10 protein-coding genes are annotated in these 14,432 nt (G+C 68.3%); 4 read left to right on the top strand and 6 right to left on the bottom strand.

Features of this window, described 5'->3' with window-relative positions; genetic code table 11:
* Together D7V93_RS21905 and mrpC are read left to right on the top strand one after the other, a co-directional pair.
* Positions 1–246, top strand: a 246-nt coding sequence (locus D7V93_RS21905; RefSeq protein ID WP_208723103.1) for a helix-turn-helix domain-containing protein, incomplete at its 5' end; no start/stop codon positions are given.
* Positions 247–517: 271 nt separating this feature from the next.
* A complete protein-coding gene (gene mrpC / locus D7V93_RS21900) occupies positions 518–1,264 on the top strand; it encodes a Crp/Fnr family transcriptional regulator MrpC (RefSeq protein WP_014395195.1) in 747 nt (248 codons plus the stop codon).
* A gap of 98 nt (positions 1,265–1,362) precedes the next feature.
* On the opposite strand, the gene D7V93_RS21895 is transcribed toward mrpC, so the two are convergent.
* Positions 1,363–2,277 carry a hypothetical protein gene (locus D7V93_RS21895; RefSeq protein ID WP_120645269.1) on the bottom strand — a complete coding sequence of 305 codons (915 nt, stop codon included), beginning with the start codon at positions 2,275–2,277 and terminating at the stop codon, positions 1,363–1,365.
* 121 nt (positions 2,278–2,398) lie between these two features.
* A complete protein-coding gene (locus tag D7V93_RS21890; protein ID WP_120645268.1) occupies positions 2,399–5,335 on the bottom strand; it encodes a carbohydrate binding domain-containing protein in 2,937 nt (978 codons plus the stop codon).
* A gap of 189 nt (positions 5,336–5,524) precedes the next feature.
* On the opposite strand from D7V93_RS21890, the gene D7V93_RS21885 reads away from it, so the two are divergent.
* Entirely contained in the window at positions 5,525–7,363 is a 1,839-nt protein-coding gene (locus tag D7V93_RS21885; RefSeq protein ID WP_208723102.1) for a MutS family DNA mismatch repair protein, read from the top strand.
* Positions 7,364–7,415: 52 nt separating this feature from the next.
* Here the strand turns inward: D7V93_RS21885 and D7V93_RS21880 are convergent, their stop codons facing one another.
* Together D7V93_RS21880 and D7V93_RS21875 are read right to left on the bottom strand one after the other, a co-directional pair.
* On the bottom strand, positions 7,416–8,588 hold the full coding sequence (locus tag D7V93_RS21880) for a thiolase family protein (protein WP_120645266.1): 1,173 nt from the start codon (positions 8,586–8,588) through the stop codon (positions 7,416–7,418).
* An 81-nt stretch (positions 8,589–8,669) separates the two neighbouring features.
* On the bottom strand, positions 8,670–11,060 hold the full coding sequence (locus D7V93_RS21875; RefSeq protein WP_120645265.1) for a 3-hydroxyacyl-CoA dehydrogenase/enoyl-CoA hydratase family protein: 2,391 nt from the start codon (positions 11,058–11,060) through the stop codon (positions 8,670–8,672).
* Between the two features lie 127 nt (positions 11,061–11,187).
* Between D7V93_RS21875 and D7V93_RS21870 the strand changes: the two genes are divergently transcribed.
* Complete coding sequence (locus D7V93_RS21870) at positions 11,188–12,942, top strand: M1 family metallopeptidase (protein WP_120645264.1); 1,755 nt, start codon at positions 11,188–11,190, stop codon at positions 12,940–12,942.
* Between the two features lie 3 nt (positions 12,943–12,945).
* Here D7V93_RS21870 and D7V93_RS21865 read toward each other — a convergent pair whose 3' ends face one another.
* Together D7V93_RS21865 and rpmE are read right to left on the bottom strand one after the other, a co-directional pair.
* Positions 12,946–13,824, bottom strand: a complete 879-nt coding sequence (locus D7V93_RS21865; protein ID WP_120624542.1) for a DNA-methyltransferase — start codon at positions 13,822–13,824, stop codon at positions 12,946–12,948.
* A gap of 205 nt (positions 13,825–14,029) precedes the next feature.
* Complete coding sequence (gene rpmE / locus D7V93_RS21860) at positions 14,030–14,281, bottom strand: 50S ribosomal protein L31 (RefSeq protein WP_120609568.1); 252 nt, start codon at positions 14,279–14,281, stop codon at positions 14,030–14,032.
* Positions 14,282–14,432: the final 151 nt, after the last annotated feature.

Raw genomic sequence — 14,432 nt, 5'->3', positions numbered from 1 at the left:
CCCGGCCAGACCGGCCCCATGTTCGCCGCCCCCGCCGTGGACGACCCCAGCCTCATCCCCACCCTGGAGGAGGCCGAGCGGCAGCTCATCGCCCGCGCCATGGCCGTCACCAAGGGCCACAAGGGCCGGACCTGTCAGATTCTCGGCATCAGCCGTCCGACCCTTGAACGAAAGCTTCAAAAGTTCGGTCTTGCACAGGGCCAGGGTCCACAGGTGCACCCTTACCCGGTGAAGGATGCTTCCTGACACTGTCCCTGGCCGGACAGTCCCCCGCCCCCCCTTGAACGTTTCGTTCAAATTGATCAGACTGTTTGAACGTTTTGTTTCAGGTTTCGGACACACTTGGGGGGTTGGAACCACGGTGTAGCGCTAAGTACCCGGCATTCCTGGAACTGTTCCCCTGGGAATAGTTGAAGTGTCCCTGGCACGGCTCTTGGAAAGAGCAAGGTCAGCTCGCCGCAGACAGGCCAGCCAACCTTCCCCACGCTTCCTTCCTTTCGTTTCCAGGAGAGTCCCCATGCACGGTTTCAATCGCCCCCTCGGCCCCATCGGTTCCAACGTCGTGGCGCCCCTGCAGGCGACGAGCTCCGGGATGATGGTGACGGCGAACAAGCTGGTGCCCGGCCAGGAAGCGATCGACTTCAAGGGCTACTTCAAGGTCGAGTCCTTCCCGCACAACTCGACCATCTACCGCCCCGGCGACACGTCGGACCGCGTGTACCTGCTGAAGTCCGGCCGCGTGCGCCTGATGCGCATCGGCAAGAACAGCACCCGCTCGGTGGTGTCCATCCTGCGTCCGGGCGACCTGTTCGGCGAGCTGTTCCGCCCCGAGGGGACGCCCATCGAGGAGATGGCGGTGGCCGCGGGCGAGGCCGAGGTGTGGAGCATCGAGGGCCGTGACTTCCGCGCCCAGCTGGAGGCCCGTCCGGCCCTGGCGGTGGACGTGGTGCGCGCCTACGCGGATCGCGTGCGCTCCCTGCGCAAGCGCGTGCTCGGCCTGACCTTCAAGGAAGTGCCGGCCCGGCTGGCGGACACCCTCCTGACGCTGGTGGAAGCCCACGGCGAGCGCTGCCCGCACGGCGGCGAGACGGACCTGCGCGGCATCACCCAGCAGGACCTGGCGGACCTCGTCGGCGCCTCGCGCTCCTTCGTGTCCACGCTCATCAACGAGATGAAGCGCGAGGGCGTGCTCGGCAACGTCGGCCGCATCCTCTGCGTGCGTGACCAGAAGGCCCTGCGCAAGCTGGCCTCCAAGGAGAAGTAGGCCGCACGGCCCGCCTCGCGGCGGGCTCAAGACGTCCAACGGGCCTGACCGCGTACACCCCCGCGGCCGGGCCCGTGGTGTTTCCAGGGACCGCGATTCTAGAACGTGAAGCCCATCCCGAACTCGGGGCCGAAGAGCCGGTCCCGGCTGGTGATGCTCACGTCGGGGTCCAGGAAGAGGCCGTGCACGCCGCCGCGCAGCATGAAGCTGCCCAGGTGCAGCGCGAGGCCGGTGCGCAGGTCGGCCTGCCGGTAGGGAAAGGGCGTCACCTGCATGCGCGCCTCCACGTCCAGGGGCCCCAGCACGCACGCCTCCAGGGACATGCCCAGGCTGGGGCCCACGTAGAGGCCCTGGGGCAGGTCCGCGGTGGAGACGCCGAGCTCGGCGCGCACCCGGACGTTCTCCTGGACGATGGGCGCGTACGTCACGTGGACAGTCCCCAGGGTGCGCTCCCCCCGGGAGCTTGCCCCGCTCGTGAGGTCCAACCGGATGACGCGCAGGTCCGCGCCGAAGCGGCGCAGGTCCCAGCCGAGGTTGAAGTCGAGCCCCGTGCCGCGCTGCTGGAAGGGCGACACCTGCGCGCCCATGCGGAAGGAGAACGGAACGGCGTGCCGCAGTGAGCCCGGCAGGGGCACCTCGTTCGGGTCGTCGGCGGGCTGGGCCCCGTGGTGGGTGCCGGTGCTGGCGATGGCCTCGCCCACGCCACTCAGGATCAGCTCGAAGACAGCTCCGAGGATGACCGCGGCGACATCGTCCGACCCGCTGTAACGACAGCAGTCGTCCGAGGAGGACACCGTCACGGGAGCCTTCAGCCCCCGGTTCTCGTTCTCGTCCGGCTTCGCGTCATCATCGTCGTCGTCGTCCACGCCGATGGCCGTGGCCTTGTGGGCGGGCTTCGCGTCGCCAGAAGACGAGGACGAATCCGAGTGCTTGCCAAAGCGGGCTTCGGCGGGAGGCGCGGCGAGGGTGCCGACGAGCAGCCCCCCGCACAGAAAGACCTTGGGCAACGACATGGGGTGACCCTGTCCGTGAAGGGCGGCCCGGCCTGTCCGTCCCTCACGCGCGCATTCAAATCCCGGGGGCGCACGGAAAGTCAAATCCGCGCGCCCCCGGCGTTGCGTCATCGCGGTGCGCTCAGGGTTTCAGCCAGGGCCCGTCCACGCCCACCTTGCCCGGCGCGGGACTCCCCGGCAGGTCGAGCACGTACACGCGCAGGTTGCCCTTCCCGGACACCGTCGCGGCCAGCGTGCCGTTGCTCACCGTCCGCACGTCGCCGGTGATGGCGTCCTTGTAGGTACCGTTGGGGATGCCGCTGAACGTGGCGCTGCCGGACACCGTCACCAGCGCGAAGCTGTCCACGCCCTTGGCCGAGTCCGTGAAGCGGCGCTTGAACGCCATGCTCCCGGTGATGCCCTCGGTGGAGTACTGCCCCTTCTGGAGCGCGGGGATGCGGCGGCGGATCTGATTCAACCGCTGCACGTGCTTCACCAGGGGCTTGCCCAACGTCGTGGCCACCGCGCCGGACGCGCTGCCCACCACGCCGAAGTCGCCGGCGGTGACGCTGCCGTCCAGGTTCGCGCCGTAGTAGGCGCGGCCGGTGGTGGCCAGCGCGCAGGTGGGCCCGCAGTCGATGGGCTTGCCCGCCTGGAACTCAATCTCCGAGCCGTAATACAGCGTGGGGATGCCCCGGAAGGTCCACATCAGGCTCATGTTCTCCGCCCAGGCATCGGTGCCTCCGGCGTAGCGCGTGGATGACTTGTTGGGACCGTAGTCGTGGGAATCGACATACACGACGTTGTAGGTGGCGTCGTTGTAGCTGTCGTCGGAGTCCTTGCCGTTCCAGAAGGCGTTGCTCGCCTCGCCGAAGTTCATGTGCATGCGCATGTCGATGACGCTCATGCCGGAGAACTGGCTGGCGTCCGGGGCGTGCCAGGAATTGCCCTGGAGAAAGGCGTTGGTGGACGTGGGCTGGTTGGCGGTGCCCTGGGTCTGCTCGTAGTTGTACTGCTCCAGCGCCGCCGCCACGTCGTCACTGCTGTACGTCTTGCGCTCCTTCCAGGTGAAGAACTGCGCGGAGTGGTTGGGTGAGCCCCGGTTCCACTTGTCGTTCACGAACGAGCCCACCTCGCCGAACATGAAGAAGTCGCGGCCCTTGGCGCCGAACTTCGCCTCGGCGTGGGCATGCGCGGCCGGCAGGAAGCGGCGGTTCCACGTCACGCGGGGGATGTGCACCGCCGTGTCCACGCGGAAGCCATCCACGCCCCGGTCGATGAAGCGGTTGTGGACGTCCACGAGGAACGCCTGGACGGTGGCGTTCTCCGTGTTGAAGTCCGCCAGGTCCTCGTGGATCCAGCAACTGCGCGAGTCCTCCCCTTCCCAGTTTCCAATCCAGCACTGGTGGAAGAGGTTCGAGGGGAACATGCCGGAGGTGGGATTGGGCCACTGGCAGTTGTAGATGCGGTAGCCCTCCTGGCTCGTGGAGGACGTGGGGACGCCCCAGTTGCGGCAGGTGTTGCCCGCGGGCTCCGCCGTCGACCAGAGGTCCCCGTTGTAATAGGACTTGCCGGACGTGGGCTCCACGGTGAGGCCGTCGTACTCGAAGCCAGACACCGGCGCGTCGTAGTACCAGTTCCACTGGCTGTCGCGGACGCCAAACACCTTCGCGGAGAACAAGCCCTTCGCGCCCCAGCGGCTGGAGTGGTTGTAGACGACGTCCTGGATGATTTTGAGGCCCTTCTGGTGGGCCGAGTTGATCAGGTCCTGGTAGGTCGCGCCGCTGGACTCCAGGCGCGGGTCCACGCGGTAGAAATCCCAGCCGTGGTAGCCGTGGTAGTCATAGTCGGACCGGTTGAGCACCACGGGGGTGATCCAGATGGCGGAGAAGCCCAGCGCCTTGATGTAGTCGAGCTTCTGGATGAGGCCCTTGAAGTCACCCCGGAACATCGGGTCGTTGTTCGCCGCGTTGCCGGACTTCACGTGCATGCTGCCGCCGCGGTTGTTGTTCGCGTCGCCGTCGTAGAAGCGCGCCGTCATCACGAAGTAGATGGAGTCCTCGCGGATGTCGCCGCCCAGGGGCTCGCCCGGCGCGGGAGGCGGAGGCGCCGAGCCCGTCTTCGCGGAGGCCGCGCTGCTCGCCGTGGACGTGTTCCCCGCCGCGTCGAAGGCCTTCACCGTGTAGCCGTAGGTCGTCAGGGCCTCCAGGCCGCTGTCCGCCAACGCCGTGCCCGTGACGGTGAAGCTCTTCGTCCCCTGCGTGCCGCCCGTGCGGGTGAGCGTGTAGCCGGTGACGCCGCGGTCGTCGGTGGACGCGCTCCAGGCGATGTTGATGGACGTCCCGGACGCGGTGGCGGTGACGCCCGAAGGCACCGACGGCGGCGTCGTGTCCGGAGGCAGCACCACGCAGGGCGAGGCGGCGTTGGCCGTGACGACGCCGTCCTTCACCGTGATGCGCCCCGTCCCCAGGGTGTAGTCCGCGCCGTTGTTGTTGTCCCAGACGCTGCCGTTGTTGAAGTCCGCCTTCATCCCGGTGGCCGTCCCCAGGGAGACGGTCTTCTTCACCCAGTCCGTGCAGGCCGTCTCGTTCATGGCGATCCCGGGTGGCGTCGTCCAGGTGCCGCCCGTGGGCGCGTAGTGGAGGTTGACCGCGCTCCAGCCGCGCGTGCGCGTGTAATAGAAGACCTCCGCGCTGTTGTTCCCGGTCGTCGTGCAGGGGGAGCCCGCGTTCGCGAGCAGCTGGCCGTTCTTCACCTGGTGCGTGCCGGACGTCGGCACGCTGTAGTTCCCGGACGAGGTGCCCGCGTTGTCCCAGTGGTTCTGCCCGTCGGTGAAGACCGCCTGGAAGGTGGTGGCCGTGCCGGTGGTGACGACCCGCATCACCCAGTCGGTACAGGCCGCGGACATGGGAGCGCCCGGCACGGTCGTCCAGGTGCCTGCCGCATCGTTGTGGAGGTAGGCCGCGCTCCAGGCCTTGTAGGGCGTGTAATAATAGACAGTCGCCGTGCCAGCGAAGGCCGCCTGCGCCCACAGCAGCAGCGCCATCCACGCACCACGCTTCCAGCCAGTCATTGCCATGTGCCCCGTCCCTCCACGCGTCGGGAGGACGCGCGAGACAGCGAAACACCGTATCAGCCCTAGAACGGCAACTAACGGATTCAGCGTTATTCCAGCAGCGGTGGCGGTTCTCGGTTCGCACCGGAAGCCGCGCGGGGCGCGTTGCGCGCTTGCCCTCGGACGGGGGGCCGCTCAGCATGCGCGGCCACCGTGCCCGCCCCTACCGAGTCCCTGAGTCCCCACCGCACGTACACCGACCGTCGCGCTGCCGCCCAGGCGGAGCTGACGGTGTTGGACCGCATCAGCGCGAGGTACGCCAACCTGCGCACCGTGGCCTTCGTGGCCGCCGCGGGGGTGGGGCTGCTCACGCTGCTGGGCCGGCTGCCGAAGCCGTGGTGGTGGGCGGCGGCGGGCGCGCTCGCCATCTACGGTCTGCTGGCCGTGCTGCACCACCAGGTGTTCCTCAAGGAGCAGCGGGCCCGGCACTTCGTCCTCCTCAACGAGCGGGGCCTGGCGCGGCTGGAGGGCGGCTGGCACGCCTTCACGGACACCGGCGAGCGGTTCCTGTCCGCCAACCACCTGTACGCCACGGACCTGGATGTCTTTGGCCAGGGCAGCCTCTTCCAGCTCATCAACGAGACGGCGACCCGCGCGGGCGAGGAGCGGCTGGCGGCGTGGCTGTCCGCGCCGGCGGACGCCGACACGGTCGTAACGCGGCAGGGCGCGGCCCGGGAGCTGGCCCCGCGCGTGGACTTCCGCCAGGAGCTCTGCGTGGACGCCCGCGTGGTGGCGAAGGACAAGGCGGACCCGGCCCTCTTCATCCAATGGGCGGAGTCCGGCCCGGCCCTGGACTCCATCCGCTGGTCGCGGCCCCTCGCCGTGGTGCTGCCCGTGGTGACGCTCACCCTGTTCATCCTGGGCACCGTGGGGGTGATTCCAGACAGCCTCGTGTGGCTGGGACTGCTCGCGCAGCTCGGCGTCGCGGTGGCCACGCGCCCCGCGCTCAAGCGGATGGACGAGGCCGTGGAGCGCGGCGAGCGCGGCTTCGTGCGCTACGCGGCCCTCTTCGAGCGCGTGGAGAAGCAGACCTTCGAACACCCGCGCCTGAAGCAGCTCCAGGCCGGGCTCCACCCAGGCCAGGGCCCCCAGGTGTCGGACCTCTTCCGGCGCTTCAGCCGGCTGTACTCGCTCATCGAGTTCAAGCGGCACCAGTTCCACGCCCTGGTGCACTGGCTCACGCTCTGGGACATCCACGCCCTCTTCGCGCTGGAGGGCTGGAGGGCCGCGCACGGCCAGCACGTGCGCCAGTGGTTCGAGGGCCTGTCGGAGCTGGAGGCCCTCTGCTGCATGGGAGGCCTGGCGCATGACCGGCCCGCCTTCTCATGGCCCCAACTGGAGTCCCAGGGCCCGCGCGTGGAGGCCACCGCGCTGGGGCACCCGCTCCTGGACGCGCCGGTGGCGAACGATGTCTCGCTGCCCGGCGCGCGTCACGCGCTGCTCATCACCGGCTCCAACATGAGCGGCAAGACGACGCTGATGCGCGCGCTGGGCGCCAACGTGGTGCTGGCGCTGGCGGGAGCCCCCGTGTGCGCGGCCACGCTGCGCCTGTCACCGCTGCAGGTGCTCACCAGCATGCGCGTGAAGGACTCGCTGGAGCGCGGCGTGTCGTACTTCTACGCGGAGGTGCAGCGACTGAAGATGGTGCTGGACGCAGCGAAGGCCGCCCACGGCCAAGCCCTCTTCCTGCTGGATGAGATCCTGCTGGGCACCAACACCCGCGAGCGGCAGATTGCCTCGCGCGAGGTGCTGCGCCTGCTGCTCGCCTCCGGCGCCTGTGGCGCGGTGACGACGCACGATTTGTCCCTGGCGGTGCTGGCGGATGAGAAGGACTCGCACGTGGTGAATGTGCACTTCCGCGACCACCTGGAGGACGGGAAGATGGTGTTCGACTACCGGCTCCGGCAGGGGGTGGTGGACACCACCAACGCGCTGCGGGTGCTGCGCCTGGCGGGCGTCCCGGTGTACGACCCGGACGCCCCGGCCTCCTGACAACCACCCCGCGCCCCTCGCGTTCAACCGAGGGGCGCGAAGTGGGAGCGGACTACTTCGCGAGCTCCACGAGCGCCGCGGCGCCCATGCCGCCGCCGATGCACATGCTGACGACGCCGTAGCGGCCGTCGCGGCGCTTCAGCTCGCGCAGGATGGTGGCCACCATGCGCGCGCCGGACACGCCCAGCGGGTGGCCCAGGGCGATGGCGCCGCCGTTCGGGTTCACCTTGTCCAGCGGGATGCCCAGCTCACGGATGCAGTGCAGCGCCTGCGCCGCGAAGGCCTCGTTGAGCTCGAAGACGGAGATGTCCTCGACCTTCAGCTTGTTGCGCTCCAGGAGCTTGCGGATGGCGGGGACGGGACCCACGCCCATGATCTCCGGCGGCACGCCGGCGACCACGTAGTCCACGAAGTAGCCCAGCGCCTTGACGTTGAGCTCCTTCGCCTTCTCCTCGCTCATGATGACCGCGGCGGCCGCGCCGTCGGTGAGCGGCGACGCGTTGCCCGCCGTCACCACGCCCTTGGCGTTGAAGGCCGGGCGCAGCTTCGCGAGGCCCTCCACCGTCGTCTCCGGACGCAGGATGGTGTCCACGGAGACGGTGACTTCCTTCCGCGCGCCGTCCTCGTCGTACATCGTCGTGGTGACGGGGAAGATCTCCTCCTTGAACTTGCCCTGCTCCCGCGCGGTGGCCGCGCGCCGCTGGCTCTCCGCGGCGAACTTGTCCGCGTCCTCGCGCGTGACGCTGTAGCGCGAGGCGATGTTCTCCGCGGTGGCGCCCATGGAGGTGTAGACCTCCGGGTTCTTCTCCATGATCTCCGGGTTGGCGGAGACCTTGTTGCCGCCCATGGGCACCATGGACATGGACTCGGTGCCACCGGCGATGGCCACCTGCATCATCCCGGACTTGATGCCCTGCGCCGCCTGCGCCACGGACTGCACGCCCGAGGAACAGAAGCGGTTGATGGTCATGCCCGGAACGGTGTCCGGCAGGCCCGCGAGCAGGCTGGCGTTGCGGGCGACGTTCATGCCCTGCTCCGCCTCCGGCATCGCACAGCCCATGATGACGTCCTCCACGTCCGCCGGCTTCAAGCCGGGGACCTGGGCCATGGCCTCCTTGATGGCAAGGGCCGCGAGCGTATCCGGCCGCGTGTCCTTGAACTCTCCCTTGTGCGCGCGGGTGAAGGGGGTGCGCACCGCGCTGGCAATCACGACTCGACCGGACATGTCAGGTGTCTCCCTGCCCGGACAGCGTCCGGGCGTGCATCGGATTTCGAATCTGGCAACCCATTGGGTAAACGCCTCGCGCTAGTTGCGCAGCGGCTTGCCCTTCTCGAGCATGAACATCATGCGGTCCTGGGTCTTCTCCTCGCCAATGAGGCTCAGGAACGCTTCCATCTCCAGCTCCAGCAGCTTCTCCTCGCTCACGAGCGCGGTCGCGCTGGTGTCGCCGCCGGACAGCACGCGCGCCAGCTTCTGGGCGATCTTCCGGTCGTGGGCGCTGATCTGGTTGTTGAGCTGCATGTCGTACAACATCATGTCGATGGTGGCCGCGCCGCTGGGGCCCGGCAGCCGGAAGCGCGTGGGGCGCGGCGGGCGGAAGCCGCCATTCGCCAGGCCCAGCACGCGGGACTTCGCGTCCGACAGCAGGAAGTCGCGGTTGCCCGTGATGCCGTCCTGGGCCGACAGGAAGCCGAACTCACGCGCCTCTTCCGCGCTCGTCGCCACCTTCGCGGTGCCGATGGCGAGGAACACCTTCTTGAGGAAGGGCAGCGCGTCGAAGTCCTTGTCCGCCGCGTAGGCGCCGAACACGTTGCGCAGCAGCATCATCGTGCCGCCGCCGCCGGGGATGAGGCCCACGCCCACTTCCACGAGGCCCATGTACAGCTCCGCGCTCGCCTGCACCGCGTTGCCACCCATGGTGACCTCCGCGCCGCCGCCCAGCGTGAGGTTGAAGGGCGCCGTCACGACGGGCACGGGGCTGTAGCGCATGCGCTGGTTGGCCTGCTGGAACGCGGACGCCATCTTGCGGATGGAGTCGAAGTCCTCGCTCTTGGCCGCCATCAGCATGGCCATGATGTTCGCGCCGGCGGAGAAGTTGGAGCCGTCGTTGCCAATCACGAGGCCCTTGAAGTTCTTCTCCGTCTCGTCGAGCGCGGTGTTCATCATCGCGATGATGTCATCGTCGATGGAGTTCATCTTGGAGTGGAACTCCAGGAGCGTGACGCCGTCGCCCGTGTCCCACAGCGTGGCACTGTCGTTGCCGGTGATCTTCTTGTTGCCGCGCTTGAGGTACTCCACGCGGAAGGTGCGCGCGTTCTCCACCACGGTCTTCACCGACTTCGTGGGGATGTCCCAGTAGGTGTCACGGCCGTCCTGCACGCCGTAGAAGGACGTGCGGCCCTTGGCCAGCATCTCCTCCACCCAGGCGGCGGGCTTCAGGCCGAGCGCCTTCATGCGCTCCACGCCCTTCTGCACGCCGTACGCGTCCCACACCTCGAAGGGCCCCAGGTCCCAGCCGAAGCCCCAGCGCACGCCACGGTCCACGTTGACCACGTCGTCCGCGATCTCCGGGATGCGGCGGCTGGAGTAGGCCAGCACGTCCAGGGTGACGCGCTCGGCGAACGTGCCCGCCTTGTCGGTCGCGTTCATCACGGACGCGACGCGCTCGCGGACGTTCTCGATGTCCTTCGCGGCGCCCAGCGAGTCGAAGCGCACCTTCGCCTGCGGCCGGTACTCCAGCGACTTCAGGTCCAGCGCGAGGATGTCCTTGCCGCCCGCGGACTTGTCCTTCTTGTAGAAGCCGCCGCCGCTCTTGTCGCCCAGCATCCCCTTCTCCACCATCTTCTGGAGGAAGTCGGGGATGGCGAAGACGTTGCGCTCTTCGTCGTGGGTGAGCGTGTCGTAACAGTTCTTCGCCACGTGGGTGAACGTGTCCAGGCCCACGATGTCCGCGGTGCGGAACACGGCGGACTTGGGACGGCCCATCGCCGGGCCAAAGATCTTGTCCACCTCTTCAATGGACATCTCCGTCTTGGTCATCTCGGAGATGGTCCGCATCATCCCGTACACGCCGATGCGGTTCGCGATGAAGTTGGTGGTGTCCTTGCCGTAGACGATGCCCTTGCCGAGCACTTCCTCACCGAAGCGGTGGATGGTCTTCACCACCTCCGGGTCGGTGTGCTGGCCCGCCACGAGCTCCAGCAGCTTCATGTAGCGCACGGGGTTGAAGAAGTGCGTGACGAGGAAGTTCTTCTTGAACTCCGCGCCGCGGCCCTCCGTCATGCCCACGATGGAGAGGCCGGACGTGTTGGAGCTGATGATGGCGTCCTTGCGCGCGTGCTTCTCCACCTTGGCGAACAGGGCCTGCTTGACGGCCAGGTCCTCCTTCACCACCTCGATGATCCAGTCGCACTCGGCGAGCCGGGCGAGGTCGTCCTCCAGGTTGCCCACCTCGATGGAGGTGAACACCTGCTCGGACACGATGGGGCTGGGCTTCTGCTTGCGCAGGTTGGCCAGCGCCCCTTGTGCGAACTTGTTGCGGAACGCCTTGGAGGCGGTGTCCTCCCCCGGTGCGGCCTTGGGGGGAACGATGTCCAGCAGCAGGGCGCGAACGCCGGAGTTGGCCAGATGCGCGGCGATGCCGCTGCCCATCACGCCAGCGCCAAGCACCGCCACTTTTCGGATCCGGGTCGTCATCGGAAATTGGCTCCCTTGAAAGGAAGTAGGGGACTGCACAAATGTAGGCGATTGACCCGGAAGTCAACCGACAACACCTCCGGGGGTGCTCGCCATGAGGTCGGGTCCCCGACTACAAGTCGGGGCAATGGCTCGCCTCGACCCGCACTCGTACAACGACAGCACGCAGCCGGAGACGGAAACGCTGGACTGGAAGGCCCGCGTCGATTTCCGGACGCGCCGCCTGCACGCGGAGGCCACGCTGACCCTCAAGGAGGCGTCAGCGGGGCCCCTCGACCTGGACACCCGGGACCTGGACATCCGCGCGGTGGTGGATGCCCAGGGTCGTCCCTTGCCCTACATCCTCTCCCCTCCCGAGCCCATCCTGGGAAGCCGGCTGCGCATCGAGCTGCCGGCCGGGCTCAAGCAGCTCACGGTGCGCTACCGCACGTCCCCGGAGGCAAGCGCCCTGCAGTGGCTCTTGCCCTCGCAGACGGCGGGCGGACAGCAGCCGTTCCTGTTCAGCCAGTGCCAGGCCATCCACGCGCGCAGCGTGGTGCCGCTGCAGGACACGCCCCGCTTGCGCATCCGCTACCGCGCGTCCCTGCGCGTCCCCAAGGGGCTCAAGGCGGTGATGGCGGCGAGCTTCGTGGGCCGCGAGGAGCACGGCGTGGAGGCGGAGGAGCACTTCGAGATGCCCCAGCCGGTGCCGCCCTACCTGCTGGCCTTCGCGGTGGGCAGCCTCGCGCCGAAGGAGTTGGGGCCGCGCTCGCGGGTGTGGGCGGAGCCGGAGGCGCTGGAGGAGGCGGCGGACGAGTTCGCGGGCGTGGACGACATGCTCAAGGCCGCGGAGTCCCTCTTCGGGCCGTATGACTGGGAGCGCTTCGACCTGCTGCTGATGCCGCCCTCGTTCCCCTACGGCGGCATGGAGAACCCGCGCCTGACGTTCCTCACGCCCACGCTCATCGCGGGCGACAAGAGCCTGGTGAACGTGGTGGCGCACGAGCTTGCGCACTCGTGGACGGGCAACCTGGTGACGAACGCGTCCGCGGAGCACTTCTGGCTCAACGAGGGCTTCACCGTCTTCGCCGAGCGCCGCATCCTGGAGGCGCTGGCGGGGCCGGAGGTCGCGGCGCTGCACGCGGCCTTGGGGCGCAGGTCGCTGGACGAGGCGCTGCACCACTTCCGCGCGCACCCGCAGCTCACGTCGCTGCGCACGCACCTGTCGGGCGTGGACCCGGACGAGGCCTTCTCCCAGATTCCCTACGAGAAGGGCTACCTGCTGCTGCGCGCGCTGGAGGACGCGGTGGGCCGTCCCGCCTTCGACGGCTTCCTGCGCCGGTACCTGGCGACGTACCGCTTCCAGGCGCTCACCACGGAGGAGTTCGTCCTCTTCACGGAGAAGGAGCTGCCGGGGGCGCTGGCCAGGGTGGACGCGGACGCGTACCTGCACCGGCCCGGCGTGCCTCCGGGCGCGCCCCGTCCGCATTCGGCGCGGCTGGAGGCGCTGGAGAAGCTGCGCGGGCTGGTGCCGTCGGAGGAGCAGGTGCGGGACTGGACCCCCACCGAGTGGCAGCTCTACCTGGAGTCGATGCCGCCGGACACGTCGAAGGACGTCTTCCGCCTGCTCGACGCGAAGTACGCGCTCACGAAGAGCCGCAACTCGGAGGTGCTGGTGGCGTGGCTGGTGGCGGCGCTGCGGGCAGGCTGGGAGCCGGCGCTGGCCCGGGCCGAGGAGTTCCTCGGCGAGGTGGGCCGCATGAAGTACCTGAAGCCGCTCTACAGCGTGCTCGCCTCGTCGCGCGAGTACCGCAAGACGGCACGCGCCGCGTTCGAGAAGCACGGGGCGCGCTACCACCCCATCGCCCGTCAGGGTGTGGAGCTCATCCTCACCCGCGCGTGAGGACTACTTCAGCACCGCGTCCAGGCGCTTCTTGGACAGGGCGAGGTACTCCGGGTTCATGTCGATGCCCACGTAGCGGTGGCCGTGCTTGAGGGCGGCCACGCCCGTGGTGCCGCTGCCGTTGAACGGATCCAACACCAGCGAGTTCTCCGGGCAGCTCGCCTCCAGGATGCGCTCCAGCAGGGCCACCGGCTTCTGGGTGGGGTGGCTGCCGAAGGCCTTCTCCTCGCCGCGCGGGGCCGTCTGCGTCCACATGCGGCCGGCGCCGTCGGCGGTGAGCTCCTCGTCGCCGTTGCGCGGCAGGGCCCACACGTCGCGCATCTGCTTGCCGCCGTTCTCCGCCTTCATGCGCTGGTAGTTGAAGACGTGCTGGAGCTTGCCGCCCGTCTTCGGCGAGGCCCAGATGAGCAGCTCCGTGGAGTGCGTGAAGTAGCGGCACGCCAGGTTGGGGCTCGCGTTGGGCTTGTACCAGGTGACGGTGTTGAGCAGCTTGTAGCCCAGCTTCTGCATGGCGAAGCCGGCGTTGAAGATGACGTGCTGGGTGCCGCTCACCCACAGCGTGCCAGAGGGGCGCAGCAGGCGCTGGCAGGCCGCGAGCCACTTGGTGGTGAAGGCGTGGTCCTCCTCCACCCCGCGGGAGACGTCCCACTGGCCCTTGGCCACGGAGACGCGCTTGCCGTTCTTGCAGGTGGTGCCGCCGTTGGAGAGGAAGTACGGCGGGTCCGCGAAGATGAGGTCGAAGGACTGCTCGGGCAGCTTCGCCATCAGCTCCAGGCTGTCGCCCTGCATGAGCGTGTAGTCCTGCCCACGCTTCGCGAAGACGTCGTCGGTGTTGGAGCGTCGGACAATCTTCAGGTTAGGGGCAGCAGCTTCCGCGAACATCTCGCCTCCGTCTTGGGACACACGTCTTCGGGACGGGGCGGACTGTGCGGTCAGTCTTCTGCTACGTCGAATTTCTGGCCTGTAGCACCCTGAAACTTGACGTGCGACGGATGCTGGAAACACCGCGAGCAGGGCGGGGAGCGCCTCTGTCTGGGAGGCCCTCCACGACCCTGCTCGTGGGGTGCTGCGGGATGTCTGAAGCGGCTTACGCCTTCTCGGGCTCGGCGGCCGTCTTCGCGCCCGTCTTGATGCTGGGCGCGTTGTTCGCGTAGCGCTTCTTGAAGCGGTCGATGCGGCCCGCCGTGTCCATCAGCTTGTACTTGCCGGTGAAGAACGGGTGGCAGTTCGAGCACACTTCGACGCTGAACGAGCCGCGGGTCGACTTGGTCTCGATGACGTTGCCGCACGCGCAGGTGACGCGAGCAGGCGGATAGACCGGGTGCATGTCGGGCTTCATGGTGCTTCTCTCCAGTGCGCCTTGCCCCTACCCCTGACGGGTGGGAGGTCCAGCGTTGTAGTGGGGTTGGGGCTTATAACGGCCGGCCCGCCCTTTCTCAAGGGCAGGTGATGTCGCGAGGGTTCCCCCAGAGGGAAACCCGGGGTCGCCC

This window comes from Corallococcus llansteffanensis (assembly GCF_003612055.1).
In the GTDB taxonomy this organism is placed as follows: Bacteria; Myxococcota; Myxococcia; order Myxococcales; family Myxococcaceae; genus Corallococcus; species Corallococcus llansteffanensis.
This window is presented reverse-complemented; position numbering and strand designations above follow the sequence as displayed.